Annotated in this window: 19 protein-coding genes and 1 tRNA gene; 12 read left to right on the forward strand and 8 right to left on the reverse strand. The window is 72.0% G+C overall.

The annotated features are described in order from the left end of the window. Nucleotides 1-184: 184 nt before the first annotated feature. From ACIP98_RS01925 to ACIP98_RS01945, 5 genes are all read left to right on the forward strand, one after another. Nucleotides 185-832 (forward strand): hypothetical protein, encoded by a 648-nt coding sequence (locus ACIP98_RS01925; RefSeq protein WP_319660324.1) that lies wholly within the window; start codon nucleotides 185-187, stop codon nucleotides 830-832. 87 nt (nucleotides 833-919) lie between these two features. Further along, nucleotides 920-2,131, forward strand: coding sequence for a DNA polymerase III subunit delta' (locus ACIP98_RS01930; RefSeq protein WP_319660325.1), 1,212 nt, complete (start codon nucleotides 920-922; stop codon nucleotides 2,129-2,131). 246 nt (nucleotides 2,132-2,377) lie between these two features. After that, nucleotides 2,378-3,406 carry a hypothetical protein gene (locus tag ACIP98_RS01935; protein ID WP_319660326.1) on the forward strand — a complete coding sequence of 343 codons (1,029 nt, stop codon included), beginning with the start codon at nucleotides 2,378-2,380 and terminating at the stop codon, nucleotides 3,404-3,406. A gap of 111 nt (nucleotides 3,407-3,517) precedes the next feature. Continuing rightward, nucleotides 3,518-5,068: an alpha/beta hydrolase gene (locus ACIP98_RS01940; protein WP_319660327.1), complete on the forward strand. Its 1,551-nt coding sequence runs from the start codon at nucleotides 3,518-3,520 to the stop codon at nucleotides 5,066-5,068. Between the two features lie 96 nt (nucleotides 5,069-5,164). Then, nucleotides 5,165-5,238 (forward strand) — tRNA-Thr (locus tag ACIP98_RS01945). Between the two features lie 275 nt (nucleotides 5,239-5,513). On the opposite strand, the gene ACIP98_RS01950 is transcribed toward ACIP98_RS01945, so the two are convergent. The 5 genes from ACIP98_RS01950 to ACIP98_RS01970 all read right to left on the reverse strand — a co-directional run bounded on the left by ACIP98_RS01950 (nucleotide 5,514) and on the right by ACIP98_RS01970 (nucleotide 13,944). Further along, a complete protein-coding gene (locus ACIP98_RS01950; protein WP_401973203.1) occupies nucleotides 5,514-7,001 on the reverse strand; it encodes a hypothetical protein in 1,488 nt (495 codons plus the stop codon). A gap of 701 nt (nucleotides 7,002-7,702) precedes the next feature. Beyond that, nucleotides 7,703-8,101: a VOC family protein gene (locus ACIP98_RS01955; RefSeq protein ID WP_401973205.1), complete on the reverse strand. Its 399-nt coding sequence runs from the start codon at nucleotides 8,099-8,101 to the stop codon at nucleotides 7,703-7,705. 17 nt (nucleotides 8,102-8,118) lie between these two features. After that, nucleotides 8,119-9,369 (reverse strand): IS256 family transposase, encoded by a 1,251-nt coding sequence (locus tag ACIP98_RS01960; RefSeq protein ID WP_401973207.1) that lies wholly within the window; start codon nucleotides 9,367-9,369, stop codon nucleotides 8,119-8,121. Nucleotides 9,370-9,499: 130 nt separating this feature from the next. After that, nucleotides 9,500-11,446 (reverse strand): N-acetylmuramoyl-L-alanine amidase, encoded by a 1,947-nt coding sequence (locus tag ACIP98_RS01965; RefSeq protein WP_401973209.1) that lies wholly within the window; start codon nucleotides 11,444-11,446, stop codon nucleotides 9,500-9,502. Between the two features lie 581 nt (nucleotides 11,447-12,027). Beyond that, the gene (locus tag ACIP98_RS01970; protein WP_401973210.1) at nucleotides 12,028-13,944 is read right to left on the reverse strand and encodes an N-acetylmuramoyl-L-alanine amidase; all 1,917 of its coding nucleotides are present in this window, start codon (nucleotides 13,942-13,944) and stop codon (nucleotides 12,028-12,030) included. 658 nt (nucleotides 13,945-14,602) lie between these two features. Here ACIP98_RS01970 and ACIP98_RS01975 point away from each other — a divergent pair. Then, a complete protein-coding gene (locus tag ACIP98_RS01975) occupies nucleotides 14,603-15,343 on the forward strand; it encodes a sulfite exporter TauE/SafE family protein (protein WP_319660340.1) in 741 nt (246 codons plus the stop codon). 142 nt (nucleotides 15,344-15,485) lie between these two features. Then, complete coding sequence (gene gdhA, locus ACIP98_RS01980; RefSeq protein WP_319660341.1) at nucleotides 15,486-16,832, forward strand: NADP-specific glutamate dehydrogenase; 1,347 nt, start codon at nucleotides 15,486-15,488, stop codon at nucleotides 16,830-16,832. 64 nt (nucleotides 16,833-16,896) lie between these two features. Here gdhA and ACIP98_RS01985 read toward each other — a convergent pair whose 3' ends face one another. Next, on the reverse strand, nucleotides 16,897-17,421 hold the full coding sequence (locus ACIP98_RS01985; protein ID WP_319660342.1) for a TerD family protein: 525 nt from the start codon (nucleotides 17,419-17,421) through the stop codon (nucleotides 16,897-16,899). Nucleotides 17,422-17,606: 185 nt separating this feature from the next. Further along, nucleotides 17,607-20,018 carry a SpoIIE family protein phosphatase gene (locus ACIP98_RS01990; RefSeq protein WP_401973212.1) on the reverse strand — a complete coding sequence of 804 codons (2,412 nt, stop codon included), beginning with the start codon at nucleotides 20,016-20,018 and terminating at the stop codon, nucleotides 17,607-17,609. 179 nt (nucleotides 20,019-20,197) lie between these two features. On the opposite strand from ACIP98_RS01990, the gene ACIP98_RS01995 reads away from it, so the two are divergent. From ACIP98_RS01995 to ACIP98_RS02005, 3 genes are read left to right on the forward strand one after another with little or no spacing between them, the layout of a single operon-like run. Then, nucleotides 20,198-20,731 (forward strand): SigE family RNA polymerase sigma factor, encoded by a 534-nt coding sequence (locus ACIP98_RS01995; protein WP_319660344.1) that lies wholly within the window; start codon nucleotides 20,198-20,200, stop codon nucleotides 20,729-20,731. Continuing rightward, nucleotides 20,709-21,524, forward strand: a complete 816-nt coding sequence (locus tag ACIP98_RS02000) for a hypothetical protein (RefSeq protein ID WP_401973214.1) — start codon at nucleotides 20,709-20,711, stop codon at nucleotides 21,522-21,524. Before ACIP98_RS01995 ends, ACIP98_RS02000 begins: the two co-directional genes overlap by 23 nt. A 45-nt stretch (nucleotides 21,525-21,569) precedes the next feature. Further along, the gene (locus ACIP98_RS02005) at nucleotides 21,570-22,355 is read left to right on the forward strand and encodes a hypothetical protein (protein ID WP_319660346.1); all 786 of its coding nucleotides are present in this window, start codon (nucleotides 21,570-21,572) and stop codon (nucleotides 22,353-22,355) included. On the opposite strand, the gene ACIP98_RS02010 is transcribed toward ACIP98_RS02005, so the two are convergent. Continuing rightward, the gene (locus ACIP98_RS02010; protein ID WP_319660347.1) at nucleotides 22,345-22,704 is read right to left on the reverse strand and encodes a hypothetical protein; all 360 of its coding nucleotides are present in this window, start codon (nucleotides 22,702-22,704) and stop codon (nucleotides 22,345-22,347) included. The genes ACIP98_RS02005 and ACIP98_RS02010 overlap by 11 nt on opposite strands. Before the next feature lie 145 nt (nucleotides 22,705-22,849). Here ACIP98_RS02010 and ACIP98_RS02015 point away from each other — a divergent pair, with 145 nt between their 5' ends. Together ACIP98_RS02015 and ACIP98_RS02020 are read left to right on the forward strand one after the other, a co-directional pair. Beyond that, on the forward strand, nucleotides 22,850-23,752 hold the full coding sequence (locus tag ACIP98_RS02015) for a radical SAM protein (RefSeq protein WP_319660348.1): 903 nt from the start codon (nucleotides 22,850-22,852) through the stop codon (nucleotides 23,750-23,752). Continuing rightward, on the forward strand, nucleotides 23,749-24,171 hold the full coding sequence (locus ACIP98_RS02020) for an NUDIX domain-containing protein (RefSeq protein WP_319660349.1): 423 nt from the start codon (nucleotides 23,749-23,751) through the stop codon (nucleotides 24,169-24,171). The genes ACIP98_RS02015 and ACIP98_RS02020 overlap by 4 nt, the downstream gene beginning before the upstream one ends. Nucleotides 24,172-24,197 lie beyond the last annotated feature (26 nt).

Here is a 24,197-nt window from a genome sequence, read left to right on the forward strand (position 1 = left end):
CATGCCGCGGGACGGGAGCGAGGCCAGTTGCCTGCCTCCCGGTGACGGGCGGGACGGACCCGGCACCGAGAAGCCGCGTGGAGCCCGCCATGTGAGGGCCCGTCAGGCACGGGATCCGTCCCTGCCACTCCCCCCATGACCACCCCGCTTTGGCGTCGCCGGGGGAATCCGGGAAACTCTCCCCATGCGCATCCCTTCCGTCACGGCGGTCGTCCTCGCCGGGCTGGCGGCCCTGGTGGCCCTCGGCCCGGTCGCGTACGCCACCAAGGAGAGCGGTGGCGGGAAGGGCACGGTCGCCGTCTACGACGAGGAACTGGGCAGGACCCGGGGCGACAAGGCCACGGTGTGCACCTTCCACCTGCGCGGCGAGGGCTTCGAGCCGGGGCAGGCGGTCAACTGGGCCGTGGACCGCGCCAAGGGCGGCCCGGCGATGAACGGCACCTTTGTGACGGGGGACGAGGGGACGGGCAGTTCGGCCCGCATCGTGCTCGCCAACGGCGGCTACCGGCTGACGTGGTTGGGGGAGGGCGCGAAGCCACGCGGCTTCACGGTGGCGTGCGCGGCGATGACGCCGACGCCCGCACCGGCGGCGCCGGCCTCGCCGGTGCCCTCGTACACGCCGGTGCCCGCCGCGTCGATGGCCGCGGCCCTGCCGGGCCAGGGTCCGCTGTCGGCGGCCTCGGGCACCCTGGGGGAGTCGTCGGGGACGGCGGGCACGGTCGGGGCGGCGCTGTCGGCGGCCGCGCTGTGCGGGGCCGGGGCCGCGGCGGTGCTGCTGCGCAGGCGGCGCCCCGCGCGCAGGGTCAGCCGCCACCGCAGGGCGGCGGGCTGAGTCCGCCGGAGGCGGGGCTGTCGGTGCCGTGCCCGACAATGGTGGAACCGTAGGACACCGAGGAGCACCACAGGACGGACGGGCACGATGGCGGTATGGGACGACGTGGTCGGCCAGGAGCGGGTGACGGAGCAGCTTGCCGCCGCCGCGCGTGACGCCGACGCCTTTGTGACGGCCGCCGCCGCGGGCACCGCCCTGCCGTCCGCGTCGAAGATGACTCACGCCTGGCTCTTCACGGGGCCGCCCGGCGCGGGCCGCGACACGGCGGCACGCGCCTTCGCCGCCGCGCTGCAGTGCGTGAGCCCGGACCGGGCCCTGGGCGGCGTGCCGGGCTGCGGCTTCTGCGACGGCTGCCACACCACACTGATCGGCACCCATGCCGACGTCGAGGTGGTGCGCACCGATCTGCTCTCCATCGGCGTCAAGGACACCCGTGACCTGGTGCGCCGCTCCATCCTGTCCCCGGCGTCCGGCCGCTGGCAGGTCATCGTCCTGGAGGACGCCGACCGCCTGACCGAGGGCGCCGGCAATGTGCTGCTGAAGGCCGTCGAGGAGCCCGCGCCGCGCACGGTGTGGCTGCTGTGCGCGCCCTCCATCGAGGACGTGCTGCCGACGATCCGCTCCCGCTGCCGTCACCTGGTGCTGCGCACCCCGCCCGTCCAGGCGGTCGCCGATGCGCTCGTGCGCCGTGACGGCATCGACCCGCGGGTCGCCGAGGCCGTCGCCCGCGCCACCCAGGGCCACATGGACCGGGCGCGCCGGCTGGCCACCGACGAGCAGGCCCGGGCGCGGCGCGCGGCCGTGCTGAAGCTGCCGCTGCGCGTGGACGACGTCGGCGGCTGCCTCAAGGCCGCCCAGGAGCTCGTGGACGCGGCGACGGAGGACGCCAAGCAGCTGTCGGAGGAGCTCGACGGCAAGGAGACCGAGGAGCTGCGCGCCGCGCTCGGCGCCTCCGCGGGGGCGGGCAGCCGCATGCCGCGCGGCACGGCGGGCGTGATGAAAGACCTCGCCGACCGCCAGAAGCGCCGCTCCACCCGGACCCAGCGCGACACCCTCGACCTCGCCCTCACCGACCTGGCGGGCTTCTACCGGGATGTGCTGGCGCTGCAGGTCGGCACGTCCGTGGCCATCGCGAACGTCGAGGCGCGGGACGCGGTGGAGCGCATCGCGTCCGGCTCCCGTCCGGAGAACTCACTGCGCCGCATCGAGGCCGTCCTCGCCTGCCGCGACGCGCTCGACCGGAACGTTGCGCCGCTGCTGGCGGTCGAGGCGATGACGCTGGCGCTGCGGGCCGGCTGACGGCGCCGTCGTCGCGGACGCCCCCGCAGGGCCGCCGACCTGCTCATTTGTGCGGCGGACGGGTGATCGTCTGCGTTCCGCCGCGTCGTCACCCGGTGCCGCGCGGGCCCTTGCCCCAGGCTGGCGTCCGGTGCCCCCGCTCCCTGTCCCCGCGGGGGTGAGCGAAGCGAGCGGGGGCGCGCCCCTGCCTCCGGCGTGGGTGGCCGCCCGTGCCCGGAGGGCTGTGGGGGACCTGCGCGAGGTGGTGTGCCGTACGTGCCCATGGTGGCCGAGGTCGTCCTTCTGTCCGCGTTGCCGGTGCTGGCCGGCGCCGCCGCGTTGCTGCTCGCCCGTTCGGCGCTGCGGCACTGGTGGGAGCAGCGCGCGGGCCGCGTCTATGAGCTGCCCGTGGCCTACGGCGGGGCGGCGCTGCGGGCGGGCGGGGCGGTCCTGGCCCTCGGTGCCGCGTTCCTGACGGCGGCCTTCCCGCCGCTCGCGGACCTCGCGCGGCCGGACGGGGCACGGGACGTGGTCGTCGCGGCGGCCCCCGCGCCGCCCGCACCCGCGGACGTCCGGCCCGGACAGCCCCCGGAGCCCGAGGAGGACGACGCCCCGCCGCGCACCCTGGGGCATCCCTCCGGCGGCACCCTGGAGGAGCTGGAGGACGGCACCCGCGTCTGGCTGCCACCGCAGTACGACTTCCCGAACTCCGCCGGGCTGTACTTCCCCCTGGTCGTCGCCCACCTCGACCCCGCCGACCCGGACCTGTTCGCCGGTTTCGCCGCCCAGTCGCTGCGCGGCCTGGCCGACCCCGTCGTCGTCGTGATGCCCGCCCGCTGCGGCGGCGGGGCGGTGGAGCTGCCCGACGAGGTGGGCCGGCTCTACCGCGTCCTGCCGGGCCGGACCGCCCGCGCGGTGCTCGGTGTGGGCCAGGACGCGGAGTGCGTGGTGCGCGGGCAGTTGCAGCGCCCCTCCCGGTACGCGGCCGCGATCGGCGTTTCCGGCGCCTACGAACCGGACGGCCCGCAGGACCTGGACGGCGGCGCCGCCCGTTCCCCCGCGCGGCCGTACGGCGGCGGCGCGTACCCGGACCGTGCCGCGACCCGCCCGCAGCTGCTGCTCGCCGTGCCCTCCGGCGAGGAGAGCGCCCGCAGCTCCGCCCTCGCCCTGCGGGACCGGATGCGCGGGGCGCCCGCCGAGGTGCGGGTACTGGACAACATCACCCCCCGGCGCAGGCTCTTCGCCCTGGTCGCGGGCTATGTCACCGAGAAGCTGGACGGGCCCGGACGGCCGTGACCGTGCTCGGACTCTGTCGCGGAATCACCCGTATGAGGGCTGTGGATAACGGTTCGCCCGCGGCCGTGCGGATACGCTCGCAAATACCACCACGAGGGAACCGAGGCTCTGATGCGCGCCCTGCTCCGTACTTCCGGCACCGTCCTCGCGGTCGCCGGGTTCCTGCTGTCCGCCTGCACGACCGGGGGGACGAGCCATTCCGCCGCGGCCACGTCGGCCGCGGAATCGCTCAGCGCCCTGCCCGCGGACATCCCGCAGGATCTGCGGCCGTACTACCAGCAGAAGATCAGCTGGCAGGCCTGCAAGGACATGCCCGGTATGCAGTGCGGCACGATGAAGGCGCCGCTCGACTACAAGCACCCTTCGGGCGGCACGGACCTCAACCTGGCCGTCGCCCGCAAGAAGGCCGCGGGTCCCGGCAAGCGCCTCGGCTCCCTGCTGGTCAACCCGGGCGGCCCCGGCGGCTCGGCCATCGACTACCTGCAGTACGCCGCCTTCGGCTACCCTGCGGCCGTCACCGCGCGGTACGACATGGCCGCCATGGACCCGCGGGGCGTCGCCCGCAGCGAGCCGGTCGTGTGCCTGCCCGACAAGCAGATGGACACCTACTCGGCCACCGACGTCACCCCCGACGACAAGGCCGAGGTCGACAAGCTCGTCGCCGCGGACAAGACCTTCGCCAACGGGTGCCGGCAGCGCTCCGGCAAGCTGCTGGAGCACGTCACCACCGTCGACGCCGCCCGCGACATGGACATCTTCCGCTCGCTGCTCGGCGACGCGAAGCTGAACTACGTCGGCAAGTCCTACGGCACCTTCCTCGGCGCGACCTACGCCGGCCTGTTCCCCCAGCGCGTCGGCCGGCTCGTCCTGGACGGTGCCGTCGACCCGTCCGTCTCCGCCCTGGAAAGCAGCCGCGCCCAGGCCGGCGGGTTCGAGGTCGCCTTCGACGCCTTCGCCAAGGACTGCATCCGCCGGCGCGACTGCCCGCTCGGCACCAAGAGCACCGCCGACGCCGGCCGCCGCCTCGACGCCGTCTTCCGCTCCCTGGACGCCAAGCCGCTGCCCACCGGCTCCAGCCGCAAGCTGACCGAGGCGCTCGGCACCACCGGCGTGATCTCCGCGATGTACGACGAGAGCATGTGGCCCACCCTGCGCACCGGGCTCTCCAAGGCCGCCAAGGGCGACGGCAGCGTCCTGCTCCGCCTGTCCGACTCGTACTACGAGCGCGACAACCAGGGCCACTACTCGAACCTCATGTACGCCAACGCCGCGGTGAACTGCACCGACCTCCCGCCGGCCCTCACCGGCCCGCCCGCCGCCGATCGCGCGGTGTCCACCTTCCGCGAGGCCTCCTCGCACTTCGGTGACAACCTGGCGTGGTCCAGCCTCATCTGCGCCTACTGGCCCGTCCGCCCCACCGGCCACCCCCAGCGCATCGAGGCCCGCGGCGCCGCCCCCATCCTCGTGGTCGGCACCACCCGCGACCCCGCGACCCCCTACGGCTGGGCGAAGTCCCTCGCCGAGCAGCTCGACTCCGGCGTCCTGCTGACCTACAAGGGCGACGGCCACACCGCCTACGCCCGGGGCAGCGACTGCATCGACAAGGCGGTCAACACCTACCTCCTCAAGGGCACCCCGCCCGCCGCCGGCAAGACCTGCTGACCCGGCCACCCGGGAGGCCCCGACCCTGGTCAGGGCCTCCCTCAGAACTGTGTAGACTTGTGCCCGCTGCCGATGCGAAGCTGTCTCGGGCAGCTTGCCGCCTTAGCTCAGTTGGCCAGAGCAACGCACTCGTAATGCGTAGGTCTCGGGTTCGAATCCCGAAGGCGGCTCACCTGAACCCCCAGGTCGGATCTAGTCCGACCTGGGGGTTTGTCGTTCAGTGGATAGCGGTGGTGTCGAGTACGTGCCCACACCCCTGTGGGGGTCGGCGAGGCCGGCTGTGCGCCCAGGTCCGCCGCTGCCGGGGGACCGCCGCCTACGCCACGCAGCGCCTCCACGAAGGCGCCTGCGGCCGATGGACTCGACTGCTGCTGTGAACATTCGGCCATCGGCACGAGGCGTGCCGCTGCATCGGAACTACGCGTGCCGGGTCGGACCCGCTCGCTCAGACCTGCGCCTTCCGCCGCCGCCCGACAACCCAGAGCCCGCCGCCGGCACCGAGTGCGACCAGCGCAACTCCACTGATGATCTGGAGCCCGGTGGCGCCAGTGTGCGCAAGCGCGCCCTCGTGGCCCTGGTCGCCGGGGGAGTTGCCGCCGTCGGAGGCACCGCCGTCGGTCGACCCGCCGTCGGTCGATCCGCTGCCGCCCGACCCGCTGCCGCCACCGGTTCCGTTGCCGGGCTTGCCGGTGAGCACGAATGTCGCCGTGTTGTTCGCCAAGTTCTTGTCGACGGCCCACGTCGCATCCTCGAAGACCCTGGCAGGGCTGACCTCGACTGAGCCGGACGCGTTCTTGACGACCTTGTCGATCTTCAACGTGAAGGTGTACGAGACCGTCTGGCCGACGTTCACGGACGAGTGCGAGAGACACGTGTACAGCAAAGCTGCGGCCTGCTGCTCCCCGCTCCCGCCCGTGGACTTCGACCTCTTGCAGGCTTCGGGCTTGTGCACGACCTCTGCACCCTGAGGCACCGTGAACGTGGTTTCGGTTTTGGTTGCGAAGAAGGCGCCGAACCACGCCGGGCCCTGGTTCGTGAACCCGACCGTGGCCGTCACCGTGTCCCCGACGCTACCGCTCGCCGCGCCGCCCCTGGCCACGAAATCGGCCGTGTTGTGTGTCTCGAACAGCATGCCACCGGAGACCGTGTGCCACGTGTCGGTCGCGTTCCCGCCCTCGTCGCTGTAGATCGTCTTCAACGTGGTCACGGTCAGCGCGGGGCCCGTCCCCTTGGTGAACTCGGCCGAGCCCCGGGCGCTCGCTCGCGCGGCGGCGGTGTCCTCGAAGACCTGGTAGTGGATCGCGTCGACCAATGCACGCTTGTTGACGGCGAGTTGGACCGGCTCATCGAGGTGGCCGTACATGCCGGGCCCGAAGGTCCGGTCGATCTCGCAGAGCGCCTCCGTCACGGGCTGTGACCACGTGTCCGGGTTCCGAGTCGTCCGTGTCGCGTACTCGCAGTTGGAGTACTTCGTCACGAAGTCCAAGCCGTCCGTGACGTCCATCTTCAGCAGTATCCCTTGGACTTCGCTGCCCCAGTTGGCGAAGCCGAGAGGCGCCTTGTAGACGTCGCCGACTGTGGTGTGCTCGGCTTCGTCGCCGCTGTACAGCGGCGATACGCCGAGGTCGGGCCCGCCGACCCGGACGCGGATCCCCGCGTTTTGAAAGTCCACGCCGTCGGCCTGGGCGGTGACCTTGACGGCGCCGTCGTCGCCGATCTTGTTGCCCTTGACGCTGGTGAGGTGCACCGGATCCAGCTCGGAAGGCCCGTGGTGGAGGGTCTGGTCACCGTGACAGGTTTCGATCATGCCGGACGTCGTGCAGGTGAAGCCCGCCTGAGGGATGCTCACGTCCGCGATGCCGGCCAGCTCGCTGAAGTCGTAGGTGTAGGTGACATCGATGGTGGTGTCCGCTCCCAAGTTGTCCACGAGCATACGGGTCGTGCCTTCACCCGGGCCGCCTTCATGGTCGTACGGTTGCAGTACGACTACTGGGGACGACCAACTGAGTTCGACCAAGGTGTCGGAGGCGTGAGCCATGCCGGTGCCCACAAGGGCCGCCGCCAGGAATGCCAGAACACCAAGCCCACCGGCCAGGTGCCGAAGCAGAGTTGCGCGAAATTTCATGCCTTGGTGACTGACAGGACAGTCCGTCAGTTGCAGGGGGCATGGTTACGGAATGGTGAACGCCGGTAATCGCCCGCCAGACCTCTGGGCTGACAGCCGTCGCCTCCACCCTGCGAAGGGTATGTCGGTCAAGGGGATCGCGCGCTACCTGGGGATCGCCGGGAACACCGTGCGGCGGGCCGCGGCCGTGTACCCACCGTTAGCTGTCTGCTTCGTGAACGTCCAAACCCGCGCGTCCCGGCTGAACATGCTGTGGGGCCACAGGTCGGGGAGCTGACACCGTCGAGCCTCAGCGCGGGGCGGCAGGTGACGGGCGAGAGGCCGTTCTTATGAACAAAGCCACCCGCGCCAGTGCTCAGCCACTGCCCCAGGGTCGCCGCAAGATCCCTGCCCCAAAAATCCTCACCAGCGCGTAGACGTTGACGAGCGCTACACAGCCTTCGGTCTCAGTCGGTGTCTCAGTTGACGCCAGTTCCGGGGTGGTTCGCGTCTGTCTGAGGTGATCGCTGTCAGTTCGCTTCTGATGGGTTGATGGCGACGAGCTCGACCTCGAAGCCGTCGGTGTTCTCCAGGTAGGCAGCGTAGGTCTGCTCGCCTCCAGCGTGCGGGTGGCGGTCGGGGAACATCAGGCTCCAGCCGTGCCGCGGGGCCTCTGAGGCCAGCGCCTCCACCATGTCGTGGCCTTCAATGTGGAACGCCAGATGGTTCAGGCCAGGTCGGCACCGGTCGTGCTGGTCGGAGGTGAGGGCCGGGGACTGCTCGAAGACCAGGTAAGTCGCCCCGAGCCGCCAGCTGCGGCCGTTGCTCCAGCTCTGGAACAGCGTGTAACCCAGGGCTTCCAGCAGCCAGCCGAAGGAAGAGGCGGCGCGGTCGAGGTCGGGCACCCAGATCTCGACGTGGTGCAGCATCCCAGTGGCCGGGCGCGTCATGCCGCCACCGCCGGGACGGGTCCGGCCAGGTGGCCGCGTTCGAACCGGGCGCCGGCCCGGACCAGGGCGACCAGGTGCGGCGCGTTCACCGACCGCCACCGGTCCTGCGCGGACTCGACCAGCTTGAACACCATCGCCAGGGCGGCCGTCCTGCTGCCCGCGCCCTTGGTCACCTTCGTCCGCAGCCGAACGGTGGCGAAGGTCGACTCGATGGGGTTGGTGGTCCGCAGGTGGATCCAGTGCGCGGCGGGGAAGTCGTAGAACGCCAGCAACTCGCCCTCATCATCGGTGATCTTCTTGACCGCCTTGGGGAACTTCGCACTGTACTGCTTGGCGAACCCCTGGACGGCCCGGGCCGCGTGCTCGCGGTCTTCGGTATGGCAGATGTCCTGCAGGGCCTTCTTTGCGGCCGGCTGGGCGGACTTGGGCAGGCAGTCGATCACATGAGTGGTTGTGTGAACCCAGCACCTTTGTTCGCGGGTGGTGGGGAAGACCTCGCCCAGGGCCTTCCAGAAGCCGAGCGCGCCGTCCCCGACCGCGAGCACCGGAGCGCGCATGCCACGGCGGGCGCAGTCCCGCAGTAGGCCGGCCCAGGCCTCGGACGACTCCCGATAGCCATCCGTCACCGCCACCAGTTCTTTGGTGCCGTCGGCACGCACGCCGATCATCACCAGGACGGCGGCCTTTGTTTCCTCCAGGCGTATCCGCAGGTGAACGCCATCGGCCCACACATACACGTAGTCGGTGGTGGACAGGTCGCGCTCCTGGAACGTGGTGTGGCCGGCTCGCCACTGCTCGGTAAGCCGGGTGACGGTGGCTGGCGACAGCCCAGCCGTCGAGCCGAGGAACTGCTCCAGCGCGGGCACGAAGTCGCCCGAAGACAGGCCGTGCAGGTAGAGCAGCGGCAGCACCTCGGCGATCTTCGGTGACCTCCTGGCCCACGGGGGCAGAATCGCCGAGGAGAAGCGCTTCCGCTCGCCGGTGGCCTCATCGACGCGCTTGTCGTTGACCCGCGGCGCCTTCACCTCGACCACACCGGCCGCCGTGGTGATTTTCCGCGGCTGGTGGTGGCCGTTGCGGACCACCAGCCGACGGCCCCACTCGTCCCGCTCATCGGCCAACTCGGTGATGTAGGCCTTGACCTCTGCCTCCAGAGCGCCGGCGAGCATCCGTCGTGCGCCCTCCCGGACGATCTCGTCCATCCGGCCCTTCTTCATTCTCGTGACCGGTTCGTGGTCCAGCAGCATCCGGGCCCACCCCCAGAACCCCGCACCCCGGACACGCCGGTGGCCCGGCCGGGGTTCACCGCCCCGGCCGGGCCACCTCGCGCTGACGCGCGCTCACGGTCGCCCGTGTGCGGGCCCGCGCGTCAGCGCGTCAGCGCTTCGCGCTGCCGTCCTCCCAGTGCTTGGTCACGGGAGTCGCCGTCACGTCGCCCGAGTACACCAGTGCCACACGGTGGTTGTACTGGATCGTGTACTGCGTCTTCGCGCCGGTGACGACCGTCCCGCTGGACTTGAAGAAGTCCACCGTGGCGTTCGGCGGCTGCGTGGCCACGTAGGCCTGGCCGGCCGGCAGGGTGTACACGCCCAGCGGGACCTGCGTCGAGGCGCCCAGGCCGGTCGGGTACTCCGACGCGTCCGGGTAGCTCGACCCGTAGACGTCGACCGGAGTGCTGCCCGCGGCGGAGATGATCTTCACGCCGTAGGCCTGCTTGGTGTTCTGGCCGCCCGGGTTGTAGAACCACACCTTCGCGCCGCTGAACCAGATCGCCGTCCAGTCGCCCTGCTCGTCGGCGACGACGAACTGCTGGCCGGTCTGCGCGGTGCTGCCCCAGTCGCTGATCTCGTCGGTGCCCGGGGCGGTGCCGTGGATCGCCTGGTCACCGAAGAGCGGGGCGGACGCGTCCGGCGCGGTGCGCAGGAAGACGAAGTTCGACGCCTGCTGCCGGTCCGTGCACGCGGTCGTCGCGCCGGTCGGGTCGTCGATCGGGCACACCCGGACGGTCTGCAGGTTGGTGTCGAAGACGGGGTCGATGGTCACGACCGAGCCCACGGGCGCGGTGCCGCGCAGGCCGCTGAGCGGCGCGCCGAGCAGGCGCATGAAGTGGTCCCAGTCCCAGCTCGGTCCCGGGTCCCAGTGCTGAGCGCGGATACCGGACGGGCTTCCGCCGGCGACGTTGTCGTGACCCACGATGTGCTCGCGGTCCAGCGGTATGTCGAACCGGTGGGCCAGGTACTGCACGAGGTAGGCGGTGGACTCGTACTGCGCCTCGGTGTACCAGGTGGCGCCCTGCGCGGCGAAGCCCTCGTGCTCGATGCCGATCGAGTGCAGGTTCGAGGAGTAGTTGCCCGCCTGGAACGCGATGTCCTTCGTGGCCACCATCTGCGTCACCGCGCCGTCCGAGGACCGCATGACGTAGTGGGTCGACACGCCGTTCGACGGGTTGGCGAGACCGGCCACGCCGGAGTCGTACGTGCCCTCCAGGTCGTGGATGACGATGGTGTCGATCTTGATGCCGTTGGCGGGGCGGTTCGACACCTGCATGCCGGCCGGGGAGCCGGGCACGAAGGTGCACGGCACGGCCGGCGGGCACTCGGTGGCGGTGGTCGCCGATGCCTTCAGGTGCAGCCGGTCCACCTGGGCGGTGGCGGGGCGCACCGAGGGGGCGGCGTTGAGCCGGACCCGCTGGCCGTCCTTGGTGGTGACGCCGGCGCCGCCGCGGATGGTGGCGAAGACGCGGTCGGCGAAGCCCGCCGCGTCCCGCTTCTGCGGCGACTGGCTGTAGCGGGCGACCGCGCCGTACCACTGGGCGGCGTCCGCCGGTGCGCCGCCGGCCACCTGCTTCTCGTACGAGGCCAGCAGGGCCGCGCCACCGCGGATGTTCGCCGCGGGGTCCGTGCGCAGCGCGTCCTCGGACAGGCCGGTCAGCTTCGCGGCGGCCTGCAGGGTGTGCAACGCCGGGTTCGCGGCCATCGACTTCAGGTCGCTGCGCCCGACGGCGCCCGCGCCGTCGTCGGCCATCATGGCCGGGGTCACGTCGGTGAGGTGCATGGGCCCGTAGCCGCCGTCCGCGCTGGCCTGCGCGCCGTGCGACTCCCAGGCCGACTCCTGGTACGCCAGGCCGAGCAGGACGCTCGGCGGGACGTGGTACTCCGCGGCGGCCGAGGCGAAGTCCTGCTGCCGGGCCGTGTCCGCGGTGGTCGTGGTGCCGCTCGTCGTGTCGGCCAGCGCGTTGACCGGCAGAACGGCCAGGCCGCTCGCGGCCACCGCGCCCATCGTGATCGCGAGCGTCAACCGCCGCCGCGTCTTCCTTCTGTGCAAGGTGCTGATCCTTTACGGGAGCTCAGAACTGGAGAGGTCGTCGGGCACTCCGCGGGCCGGGCCGCCACCGGGGACCGCGCTTGCCGGGGCCTCGACCGGCGATATGGTAACCGACCGGTCATCTACAGCCAAACCCACTGCAACGCGCGTGACCCGGCCGGTGCCGCTGGCTCCGGAGGGCCGTCGTCGCAGCTCAGGACATCCGGTCCCCGCATCCGCCACATTGCCGTGCGGGCCGTCCGCCCCTCGCGAGGGCGCCCGTGACGCCAGGCGTCACGGCTGAACTGCTTGACGATGCAAATAGACTACGTGGTCGATGCACGGGGGCGCCACGCGGTCGGGCGACGAAGGTGTGAAGGTCTTGAACAGGTCCCCCGCGGCGCTCGACCCGTTGCCTCCGCTCCTCCGGGCCTTGCCGCTCATCCTCCGAACCCGCGAACGGTGGCCGTGTACGCGGGAGGCAGGCGTCAGGGCCCCTCGGCCGGCGGGCGGCGTGTGGCCGGCCGCGGTACCGAGGAGCCCTGCTGCAGCGGTGGTTCAGCGCTCGCGCGGGGGTGTCCCGGCGATCGTCGCGGCCTGGGTCAGGCCGTGGTGACGGTGACGTCGGCCGCGTTCACGTACACGTAGCGGTGGTTGAACTGCACCGTGTAGTACTGCTTGGCGCCGGTGACGACGCCCTGCCGGCTCGGGAAGAAGTCCTGGCCGTTGACCGGGGGCTGGTCCGCCACGTAGGCCTGGCCCACCGGGATGCCGTAGTTGGGCGCCGTGAGCGGGTTCTGCGCGTCGGGGCCCCAGCCGGCCGGGACCTCGGACGGGTCGGGGAAGGCCGTGCCGTAGACCGGCGCGGTCGTGGTGCCGGCCGCGGTGAGGATCTTCACACCCGTGGTCGGGATGGTGTTCTTGCCCTCGGGGTTGGAGATCCAGCCCTTCTGGCCGTCGAACCAGATGGCCGTCCAGTCGCCCTGCTGGTCGGCGACGACGAACTGCTGGCCGGCCTGGACCGTGGTGCTCCAGTCGCTGACGTCGTCGGTGCCGCTCGTCGCGGTCGGGTGCACGTTCGCGTCCAGGACGAGCGGGGAGTCCTCGCTGGGGCCCTGGTGGACGAAGAGCGAGCTCGCCGGGACCGTCTTCGGGGTGCACACCGGGGTGCTGCCCGTGGGGTCGTCGGCCGGGCAGACGGTGAACGTCTGCAGGTTCTTGTTGAAGGTGGGCGCGATGGTCACCACGCTGCCGACCGGGCCGACGCCGCTCGTCCCGTCGTCGAACGGGGCGCCGATCTTCTTCATGAAGCGGGTCCAGTCCCACTCGTTGCCCTGGTCCCAGTGCATGCCGGCCAGGTCGGCGGTCTTGCCGCCGGGCACGTTGTCGTGGGCCAGGATGTGCTGGCGGTCCAGGGGGATGTCGTACCGGTCCGCCAGGTACTTCACCAGCTTGGCCGTCTGCTGGTAGGCGACGTCGGTGTACCACTGCGCGCCGAAGGCGGAGAAGCCCTCGTGCTCGATCTGGATCGCGTGCAGGTTGCTGTCGTAGTTGCCGTCACCGAAGGCGACGTCCTTGTCCGACACCATCTGGGTGACCGCGCCGTCGGAGGAGCGCATCACGTAGTGCGCGGCGGCGGCGTTCGGTCCCTGGAAGGTCCGGATGGCCGCGTCGTAGGAGCCCTCCGTGGTGTGCAGCACGATCTGCGTGATCTTGATGCCGTTGGCGGGCCGGTTGGAGACCTGGACACCCGTGGACGACGCCTGGACGAACTGGCAGTCCATCGACTTGGGGCACTCGGCCGGCGTGTTCGGATCGGTCTTGGCCAGCTTGAGCTCGGCCAGCTGCCCGGTGGCCGGGGTGGCGGACGGGTCGGCCTGCACGGTGACCTGCTGACCGTCCGACGTGGTCTGCCGGACGCCGGAGCGGATCGAGGCGAAGACGTCCGAGACGAAGGACTGCGCGGCCCTCTCGTTCGGCATCTGGCTGTACTTGGCGACCGCCCCGGCCCAGTCGGAGGCGTTGTCCGAGGTCTGGCCGGTCAACTGCTTCTGGTAGGAAGCCAGCAGGGCGGCGCCGCCGCGGAGGTTGTCCCGCCGGTTGTGGCGCAGGTCGTCGGCGGGGATGCCGGTGAGCTTCGCGGCGGTGAGCAGGGTGTGCAGCTCGGGGTGCTTGGTCGCGGAGGTGAGCTCCGAGTCGCCGGTGATGCCCGAGGGGCCCTTCCGCAGCATCTCCGGAGTGGCGTCGGTGAGGTTCATGAATCCCCACCCGGCGTTGTTGCTGTAACCGGAGTGGGACTGGAGCCCGGACTCCTGGCGGGCCACGCCGAGGAGCACGGAGACCGGCACGTGGTACTCGGCCGCGGCCGCTTCGAAGTCCGCCTGGGTGGCCGACTGGTGCGGGGCCGGGCCGGACTGGCCCGCCAGGGCGGTCGAGGGCAGGAGCGTGAAGGCACCCACGGCCAGAGCTCCGCCGGCGACGACGGCCGGAAGCAGGCGCTTCCTTGTTCGCTTGTGCAAGGCATTCCTTCCGATACTGCTTCTACTGCTGTGTGATGCGCAGCACGCACGGCGCGGGGACCGTCAGGTGTCCGATCGGTGATCCCGTGCCGCGTTCGGTCACGCCCGCATCGTCGGCGCCACCGGCCGGGCGGATTCCGCCCGGATATGGGTGCGCCGACGTGAACGGGGGAGGTGCGCACCGGAGTTCAGTTGTGCCCGCCGAACCCGACATCGTTGTCATGACGACCCGTCGAAGTCGATCGATCAGCGGCATGTCGAGCATTCAATCACACGCTTCGTTGGTGACGGCATCGATTCCTCGATGTGGACGGCGAGGCGTCGGTCACCCTCTGCGGACCGGGTGCGGGCCCGGTAACTCACCGGGATTTCGCGCCTTTTGATGCCGGAATCCGGCGCTCCGCAAGCTACCGGCTGGTCACAACGTTTCACAACATCTTCAGATGGTGTCGCGCCCGGGTGAAGCGGAAGCGTCCTGCGGGTGGCCCCGGGACGGGACCCGGACGGGGCTCGGGCAGGAACCGGACAGGAACCGGACAAGGCCCGGACAGGAACCGGGCAAGGCCCGGACAGGAACCGGACGGGACCCCGCCCGGAGGGGCGACGGGGCGGGCGGATAAGAAGGCCGGATGACCCGGATACCGACCCGGCGGCGCTGATGCCGTCCCTGGATACCGCCCAGTGGGCGGTGGCCCTGCTCGCGCTCTTCCTCGTCGGCTACTCCAAGACCGGGGTGTCCGGGGCGGGGACGGTGGGGGTGGCGCTGTTCGCCCTCGTGCTGCCGGCGAAGCTGTCGACCGGAGTGCTGCTGCCGCTGCTGCTGGTCGGCGACGTGGTGGCGGTGGCGTCGTACCGGCGGCATGCCGACTGGGGCCGGCTGGTCCGGCTGTTCCCGTGGGTGGTGGTGGGCGTCCTGCTGGGAGCGGCGGTGGTGCGCCGGGTGGACGACGCCCGGATGCGGGAGCTGATCGGGGCGCTGCTCCTGCTGATGCTCGCGGTGCACTGGTGGAGCCGGCGGCGTGGCCCGGACGACCGGTTGGTGCACCACCGGGCCGTCGCCGCGGGGGCCGGGGTGCTGGCCGGGTTCGCCACGATGACGGCGAACGCGGCGGGACCGATCATGGCGCTGTACTTCCTGGCCGTCGGGCTGCCGATGCTGGGGTTCCTCGGCACCAGCGCCTGGTTCTTCCTGCTGCTCAACGCCTTCAAGGTGCCGTTCAGCGTCGGGCTCGGCCTGATCACGCCCGCGACGCTGGCCTTCGGCGCGCTCACCGCCCCGGCCGTCCTCGCCGGTGCCGCGGCCGGCCGGGCGACGATCAGCCGTATCAGCCCGAAGGTCTTCGAGCGGGTCACGGTCGTGCTCACCCTGTTGGCGGCCGTCCGCCTGGTCACGCTCTGACACCCGGAGGGACAGCGCGCCGTGCGCGCTGTCCCTCCGCTGACACATGGCTTTCCTCGGTCCGTACTCGTTGTCACGGCAACGGCCGGTCGCGCGCCGCACGAGCGGGCGCGTCCGGGAGTCCAGACGAGAGAAGGCGCGCATGAACGTCAGTGCACACATCGAGGCCGTCTACGCGGAGGTCTGCCGGCGCAATGCCGGTGAGCCCGAGTTCCACCAGGCGGTGGGGGAGGTGCTGCACTCGCTGGCGCCGGCACTTCAGGCGCACCCGGAGTACCTGGAGGCGCGGATCGCGGAGCGGGTGTGCGAGCCGGAACGGCAGGTGATCTTCCGTGTGCCGTGGGTGGATGACCAGGGCCGGCCGCAGGTCAACCGGGGCTTCCGGGTGGAGTTCAGCAGCGCCCTCGGGCCGTACAAGGGGGGCCTGCGCTTCCACCCCAGTGTCAATCTGGGCATCGTGAAGTTCCTGGGCTTCGAGCAGATCTTCAAGAACGCGCTCACCGGCCTGGCGATCGGCGGCGGCAAGGGCGGCTCGGACTTCGACCCCAAGGGCCGCTCCGAGGGCGAGATCATGCGTTTCTGCCAGTCGTTCATGACCGAGCTCTACCGTCACCTCGGCGAGCACACCGACGTCCCCGCCGGGGACATCGGCGTCGGTGGCCGGGAGATCGGCTACCTCTTCGGCCAGTACAAGCGGATCACCAACCGTTTCGAGGCGGGCGTCCTCACGGGCAAGGGCATCGGCTGGGGCGGTTCCCACGCGCGCACCGAGGCCACCGGGTACGGCGCGGTGTTCTTCGCCAAGGAGATGCTGGCGACCCGCGGCCAGGGCTTCGAGGGCCGCAAGGTGGTCGTCTCGGGTTCGGGCAACGTCGCGGTGTACGCGATCGAGAAGGTGCGCGCCCTCGGCGGCACGGTGGTGGCCTGCTCGGACTCCTCGGGCTACGTCGTCGACGAGGACGGCATCGACCTGGAGTTGCTGAAGGAGGTCAAGGAGGTGCGCCGCGGCCGGCTCTCCTCCTACGCGGAGGCGAAGCCGAAGGCGCGCTGGTCGGAGCGCGGTTCGGTCTTCGAGGTGCCCTGCGACGTGGCCCTGCCGTGCGCGACGCAGAACGAACTGGCCGGGCAGGACGCCGGCGCGCTGGTCAAGAACGGGGTCGTGGCCGTCGCCGAGGGCGCGAACATGCCGTGCACGCCCGAGGCGATCGAGACCTTCCGCGAGGCCGGGGTGCTCTTCGGGCCGGGCAAGGCCGCCAACGCCGGCGGTGTGGCGACCTCCGCGCTGGAGATGCAGCAGAACGCCTCCCGTGACGTGTGGACCTTCGCGCAGACCGAGGCCCGGCTGGCCTCCGTCATGCAGTCCGTGCACGCCGAGTGCCGTGCCACCGCCGAGACGTACGGCGGCAGCGGGGACGACTACGTGCTGGGCGCCAACATCGAGGGGTTCCTGCGGGTGGCCGAGGCGATGACCGCGCAGGGCGTCGTCTGACGGTCTGTCCGAACACGAAGGCCCGCCGGCGCGGCGGGCCTTCGCGTGCGTGCGGGGCCGGGGTTCAGGGCGCGCCCATCTCCCGGGCGAACGAGCCGGGGTCGGTGTCGTAGCCGCGGACGGCCGGGTGGAAGTGCCACTCGCCCGAGCCGGCCCGGACGAACTCGCCGAGTGCCGCGGCGGTGGAGCCCGCGACCTCGGAGAAGTCGGACGCCGCGAGGTCGGCGTAGCCCTCGACGACCCGCACGCGGGTGCCCGCGACGTCGCCGAAGGTGATCCGGCCGTCGTGCTGCTGGATGGCTATGCCGACGACGACGCGGCCGAACGCCGGTGAGAGCCGGTCGAATTCGAGGGTCATGACCTCGTCGTCGCCCAGGCCCTTGCCGTTCTTGCTGTCGCGGTTGAGCGTGATCGTGCCGTCCGGCGAGCGGCTGTCGAAGTGCACGAGGTAGGCCGGATCGCCGTGCGGGGACTTGGCGAGGTAGGTGGCGGCGACGATGTCGAGGTCGTGGGCGGGGGTGCCGAGCGGGCTGGGGTCCCATTTGAGACGGACCTCGACCTTGCTGACGCCCTTGTTGAGGGTGCTCACTGCTGTTCCTCCGTCGGTGCGGGGTGAATCGGCGGGCGGGGACGCCGAGTTCGAGTCTCCGACGGAACACCCCCGGTTCACAAGATCACCTGGTCGGGGGGCCGGCCGCGCGAGCACGGCGGCCTGGTGAGGCCGCCGCAAAGGTAAGTGACGATACGTCAGGCAGGTGGTGAGGTCTCCGGGGATCAGGCCGACGCGAGGGACTGCTCGGCCCAGAGGGTCTTTCCGGCGGGAGTGTGGCGCGTGCCCCAGCGGTCGGTGAGCTGGGCGACCAGCAGCAGACCCCGGCCGCCCTCGTCGGACAGCCGGGCCCGCCGCATGTGCGGGGTGGTTCCGCTGCCGTCCGAGACCTCGCAGATCAGGGAGCGGTGATCGCGGATCAGCCGCAGCTGGATGGGCGGTCCGCCGTACCGGATGGCGTTGGTGACCAGCTCGCTCACCACCAGTTCGGTGGTGAACACCACGTCGTCCAGGCCCCACGAGGCCAGCCGCTCGCTCACCCGCCGCCGGGCCTCCGCCACGTGGGCGGGGTCGCCCGACAGGTCCCAGGAGGCGACGTGGTTCCCGTCCAGGGCCCGGGTACGGGCCACCAGGAGGGCGATGTCGTCGATCCGCCGTTCGCCGATCGCCTCGCCGCCGCGCATCGCCGCCAGGACCCGGTCGCACAGGTCCTCCAGGGAGCCGGCGGGGGCGGCGAGCGCCCGGCGCAGCTGCTCCAGGCGCTGGTCGACGTCGCGGCCGCGGGAAGTCAGCAGGCCGTTGGTGAACAGGGCGAGCACCCCGCCCTCGGGGACGGCGATCTCGGCGGCCTCGAACGGCAGGCTGCCGAGGCCCAGCGGCGGCCCGGCGGGCAGGTCGACCACGGTCACGGTGCCGTCCGGGAGCGCCAGCAGGGGGGCGGGGTGGCCGGCGCGGGCCAGGGAGCACACCCGGGAGACCGGGTCGTAGACCGCGTACAGGCAGGTGGCGCCCACGTCGCCGGGGATGTCGCCGATGGCCTCGCGGGCCTCGGTGTTCACCGGGCACTCCTCCGTCTCCCGCTCGGACGCGGCGTGGGTCACGATGTCGTCCAGGTGGGTGAGCAGCTCCTCCGGCGGCAGGTCGATGTCGGCGAGGGTCCGCACGGCCGTCCGCAGCCCGCTCATGGTCGCCGAGGCGCTGATGCCGTGCCCGACGACGTCGCCCACGACCAGGCCCACCCGCGCGCCGGGCAGCGGGATCACGTCGAACCAGTCGCCGCCCGCCTCGCCGCCGGCCGGCAGGTAGCGGGCGGCGGCCTCCACGGCGCTCAGCCGGGGCGGGCCCTGCGGGAGCAGGCTGTGCTGCAGGGCGAGGGCGATGCTGTGCTCGCGGGCGTAGCGCCGGGCGTTGTCCACGTAGACCGCGGCCCGGGTGACCAGGTCGTCGGTGATCGTCAGATGGCTCGTGCGGAACCGTTCCGGGCTGCCGCCGTGGCGGACCAGGGTGACCGCGCCGAGCGTCGCGCCACGGGCCCGCACCGGCGCCGCGATGAGCGAGTGCGCCCCGTACTTGCGGACCAGTGCGGCGCGCGGCGGGTCCTGCTCCAGCCACTCGGTGATCGCGGGGTCGGCGAAGGAGCGCATCACGGGCCGGCCGGTGACCATGCACTCGGTGATGGGTGAGGTGACGGGGTGCAGGTGCATGCCGCCGGGCGAGAGCACCGTCTCGGGGACGGACCGGTGCGCCGCCCGGCGCAGCGCGACCGGACCCGACAGCACGGCCGGGGGCTGCTCGCCCCGGAACACCTCGTCCAGCAGGTCGACGCTGACGAAGTCGGCGAGCCGGGGCACGATGACCTCCGCCAGTTCCCGTGCCGTGCCCTCCACCTCCAGGCTCGCCCCGATCCGGGTCCTGGCCTCGGCGAGCAGCGCCAGCAGTTCCCGGGACTCGGTCTCCTGGGTGTGGTCGAAGGCGACCAGGCCCACGGCGCGCACCCGTCCGCCGGCGTCCTTCAGCGGGTAGATGTCCACGCCCCACACGTGCGCCCTGGTCTCGCCGGGCACCCGCGACGCGTAGTGCTCCATGTAGTCGGCCACGCCGGTCGCGGCGACCTTCCGGATGCGCTGCTCGTTCTCCTCGTAGGCCGGACCGTGCAGGAACTCGGTCAGCCGCAGCCCGCGCAGTTCCGCCTCGGAGCGGCCGGTGGCCCGTTCCAGGCCCGGGTTGACGCGCAGCACCCGGGCGTCGTCGTCGAAGACCACCAGGGCGTCGGGGTTCTGCTCGAACATCCACCGCATGAGGGTGGCGTGCGCGTACGGGCCGAGGTCAGGGGGCGCCTGCTCCGGCTCGTCCGCGGGCAGGGCCAGGAACAGGAAGCCCGCCCAGCGCTCGCCGTCCAGCAGCGGCACGACCCGGGCCCGGCCGTCCGCCGGCAGCGGCAGACCCCCGCCGACGAGCTCGTCCAGCGGCGCGCCGACCGCCTCCCGTGGTGTGTACCCGAACAGGCGCTGAGCTCCTGCGCTCCAGGACGTCACGCGGCCGTCGACGTCCGTCACGGCGATGGCGGCCGACTGGTCGAGGCGCGAGCCCGCCGGTCCCGGGGGCAGCGGACCCGCCGGCGTACCGGGTCTGTCCATGGCGTATACCTGACCCTCTGCCGCATGAACGGGCACTGTCCACCATTGCCCGCGCGCGGTGCGATGGCAAGGCGAACGGAACGATCTTCGTCCCTGAGGCAACCGAACAGGTGCCCCACCCGGTTGGGCGGGTGTGAGGCCGGAATCAGGGACAGGAATGCGATGGCGAGGACAGCACGGTGAGGGACGCGGGGCCGGACTTCGAGGAGTTCGTCACCGCGCGCGGGCCGAGGCTGCTCCGGGTCGCCTGGCTGCTGACGGGGGACGCCCACCTCGCGGAGGACCTGCTGCAGACGGTGCTGGCGAAGGTCTGGCCCAAATGGCGCGGGATAGCCGGCGAGAACCCCGAGGCGTATGTGCGCAAGGCGCTGGTCAACACGCATTCGTCGTGGTGGCAGCGGCGCTGGCGGGGCGAGGTGCCGCACGGCGAGGTGCCGGCCGGTGCGTCGGCGGGCGACCCCTTCGCCTCCGTCGACCTGGAGCAGTCGCTGGCGGCCGTGGTACGGCGGCTGCCGCCGCGGCAGCGGGCCGTGGTGGTGCTGCGCTACTTCGAGGACCTGAGCGTGGAGGAGACCGCCGCGGTGCTGGGCTGCCGGCCCGGCACCGTCAAGAGCCAGGCGGCCAAGGCGCTGAGCATGCTGCGCACGGAAATCGCGGCGGTGCCCGGCCTGACGGAAGGGGGTGAGCGGCATGCGCAACGGGACTTCGCGTGATCGCGAGCAGGAACCGGGCGCCGAGGACGAGTGGGAGCTGAGCGTGCTCCTGGAGCGGACCGTGCCGCAGCCCCTCGCCCCCACCGACCGGATGGCCCAGGTCAGGCGCCGGGTGCAGCGGCGCAGGCGGCGCCGGATGGCGGCGCTGTCCACGGCCGCGGTGGCGGCCGTCGGCGTGGGGGCGCTCACGGTGACCGGCCTGACCGGGGGCGCCGCCGACCCGCACCGGCGGACGGTCGCGACGCCCGCCGCCGCGGGGACCGCCACGTCCGCGGCCACGCCGCCGCCCACGTCCACGTCCATGCCGTCGGCCGGCACGGACGGGGACGCGTACACGACCGTCCACCTCAAGGACCTGTACGGGCTGACGCTCCGGCTGCCGCGCGGCTGGAAGGGCTTCACCACCCTCGACCAGGACGCGATGATGATCGGCTTCGTGTCGCAGCAGCCCATGCACCAGCAGGCCTCCTGCGGGACCACCCCCGACCTGGGGTACTCGGCCTGCCCGCCGGTCGGAACATTGGGCAGGGGCGCGGCGCTGATCTACATCCACAAGACGATGTACACGAAGACGGACGGCAAGGCCGGGTTCGACGTCGTGGAACCGGGTGCGCCCGGCAAGGGCTGCCAGGTCCTCCACGGCGACGCCGAGATGCAGGCGTGGGGCGGAATCCCCACGACGAAGGACCGGCCCCTGCTGCTCAACGTCGACGTCTGCCTGCGAGAGCCGTCCCAGGACACCGTCGCGGCGATCCGCAAGGCCCTCGAGACGGCGCGGTTCCCCCAGGGCTGATCGCCCTTCCCCCCACCACTTCGTTCACCCCGAAAGGCCTGGCCAATGCCCAACCGCGTGCCGCGCGGCGGTGCCCGCTCCGCGATATCCCTGCTCGCCGCTGTCGCGGCCGTCGCCGCCGGAGCGGGACTGCTCGCCGGCTGCGGGACGCCGACCGCCGCGGTCTCGCCGGCGGCGCTGCCCGTGGCGGCCTCCGCCTCGCCGGCCGTGCCATCCGCCACGCCGACGCCGACGCCGGTCGACACCACTGTGCCGGGCCTGGGCCCGCGCACCCTGAAGGCCGTCCCGGCCGGCGCCCGCCAGGTCGTCGTGGTCACCGGCGCGGGCAGGAACTCCTCCGTCTCCCACGTCGTGGTCCACGAACGCCGGGCCGACGGCAGCTGGAGCGACGGCCCGACCTGGTCCGCCCACAACGCCCGCGACGGCTGGACCACCGACCACCACGTCGGCGACCTGCGCTCCCCCGCGGGCGTCTACGGACTCACCGACGCGGGCGGCCTGCTCCCCGATCCGGGCAGCAAGCTCCCCTACGACCACTCGACGGGGTTCTTCATCTCCGGCAAGGGCTTCAGGGGCGAGTCGCTGGCCGGCTCGTTCGACTACGTGGTCGCCATCAACTACAACCGGCAGCCCGGCACCACACCCCGCGACTGGACCCGCCCCCTGGGCGCCTCCCGCGGCGGCGGCATCTGGTTCCACGTCGACCACGGCGGCCCGACCCAGGCCTGCGTGAGCCTGCCCCGTCCCGACATGCGCGAGCTGCTGCGCACCCTGGACCCGGCCCTGCACCCCGTCGTCGTCATGGGCGACACCGACTGGCTCAGCCGCTGAGCCGCGCCGCGTGCCCGGCCTCGTCCTCCCGGACGGCGCTCGGGCCGGACGCCCGCACCTCCCACCGCGTGTCCGGGGCCGGCTCCCGGCCCAGCGTGCCCGCCGCCAGCGCTGCCTCGATCCGGGCCCGCACCTCCGCCTCGTCCGCCGGCTCCGCCGCGAACAGCACGCGCAGCCGCACGCCCTCGTCCTCCCCGGGCGACACCGCCGTGTGATGCGCCGCGAGCGGGCACGGCCCCTCGTGCTCCCAGCCACCGCACAACGCCACGGTGATCGCGCCCCCGGGCGCCCTCTCGTCCCCACCGGGCCCCAGAACCACGACCGCTTCATGGGCGAATGCCTCGCGCATGGGCCCAGTATGGGCCGGGGGCGGGTGCATGTAACACCCTTGTCAATGCCGCGCCGCGACTCCCCGCTGCGGTTACAGTGGCCGCGAAATCACTGCCCGGCGAGCGGAGCGGCCGGGTCTGCCGAGGGCAGGAGAGCGCCGAGCCATGCCAGCATCCCCCCTGAGGCTTCCGGCGTACGTGGACTTCCGCCCGCTCGGCAGGTGCAATCTGAGCTGCCCCTTCTGTTTCGGGCCGCGCCATGAGGTGCCGACGATGTCCCGGCAGGACGCCTTCCGCGTCGCGGACGTGCTCAGGGAAGCGGGCGTGCGGGGCATCGTGGTGTCGGGGGGCGAGCCGACGCTGCTGCCCTATCTGGCGGAACTCCTGGCCGAGCTGGGCCGCGCGGACCATCCCTCGGGCACGGACGCTCCCCGCGTGGTGCTCTCGACGAACGGTCTGGCGCGACTGCCCGTCATGCGCCGTGTCCTGCCGCACCTGTCGTGGATCGCCCTGCCGCTGGAGTCCGCCGACGCCCGCGAGCACGCCGCCCTGCGCACCGGCGTCGCCCCGCACCGGGAGCGGGTGCTGGCGCTGCTGAAAGAGGTGCGCCGGAGTTACGACGTGAAGGTGAAGCTGGGCACGGTCATCACCCGGCGCAATCTGGGCGGTGCGCCGGACGTGCTGCGGCTGATCGAGGACGACGACTGCCTGCCGGACGTGTGGAAGATCTACCAGATGTCCGAGACCAACTACGGCGCCGACAACAGCGACTGGCTGTCGGTCTCCGAGTGGGACTTCGAGGAGGCGCTGTCGCGGTGCGAGAAGGCCGCGGCGGACCGCGGGGTGACGCTGGAGGTGTACCGCAACAAGACCCGCAGCGGCAGCTACCTCTTCGTCGATCCCGACTGCCGGGTTGTGGTGATCAAGGACGGGGCGGAGCACCGGATCGGCCACCTCTTCGAGGAGAGGGAGGCCGTCGCACGGGGTATCGGTGAGATGGTGGAGTCCGACAGCAACGCGGACAACTTCACCCGGACCTACCCGGACCTGCCCGGAGGCGTGACGTGAGCGGAATCGCGGAACCGACGGTGCGTGTGGGCGTGCAGACGATCCTGCGGCGCGAGGGCGCGATCCTGCTCGGGCTGCGCGTGAACACCTTCGGGCACGGCACGTGGGGGCTGCCCGGCGGCCACGTGGAGCTCGGCGAGACGCTCCTCGAGGCTGCCGCACGGGAGTTGAAGGAGGAGACGGGCGTCGCCGCGCTGGAGATGCGCGTCGCGCACGTCACCGACCCGGACCCGGTGGCCAACCACCACATGCAGATCGGCGTGGAGGTCCTGTCCTTCAGCGGCGAGCCCGTGGTGCGTGAGGCGCACCGCTGCGGCCGCTGGGAATTCTGGCCGCTGGACGCGTTGCCCGAGGCCCTGTTCGTGGGGTCGGCCGGTGTGCTGCGCGCCGCCCGGCGGGGTCTGTTCCACGTGCCGTAGCCCGTTCGCGGCGGACCTGCGCCCGC

This window comes from Streptomyces sp. NPDC088354 (genome assembly GCF_044753585.1).
In the GTDB taxonomy this organism is placed as follows: Bacteria; Actinomycetota; Actinomycetes; order Streptomycetales; family Streptomycetaceae; genus Actinacidiphila.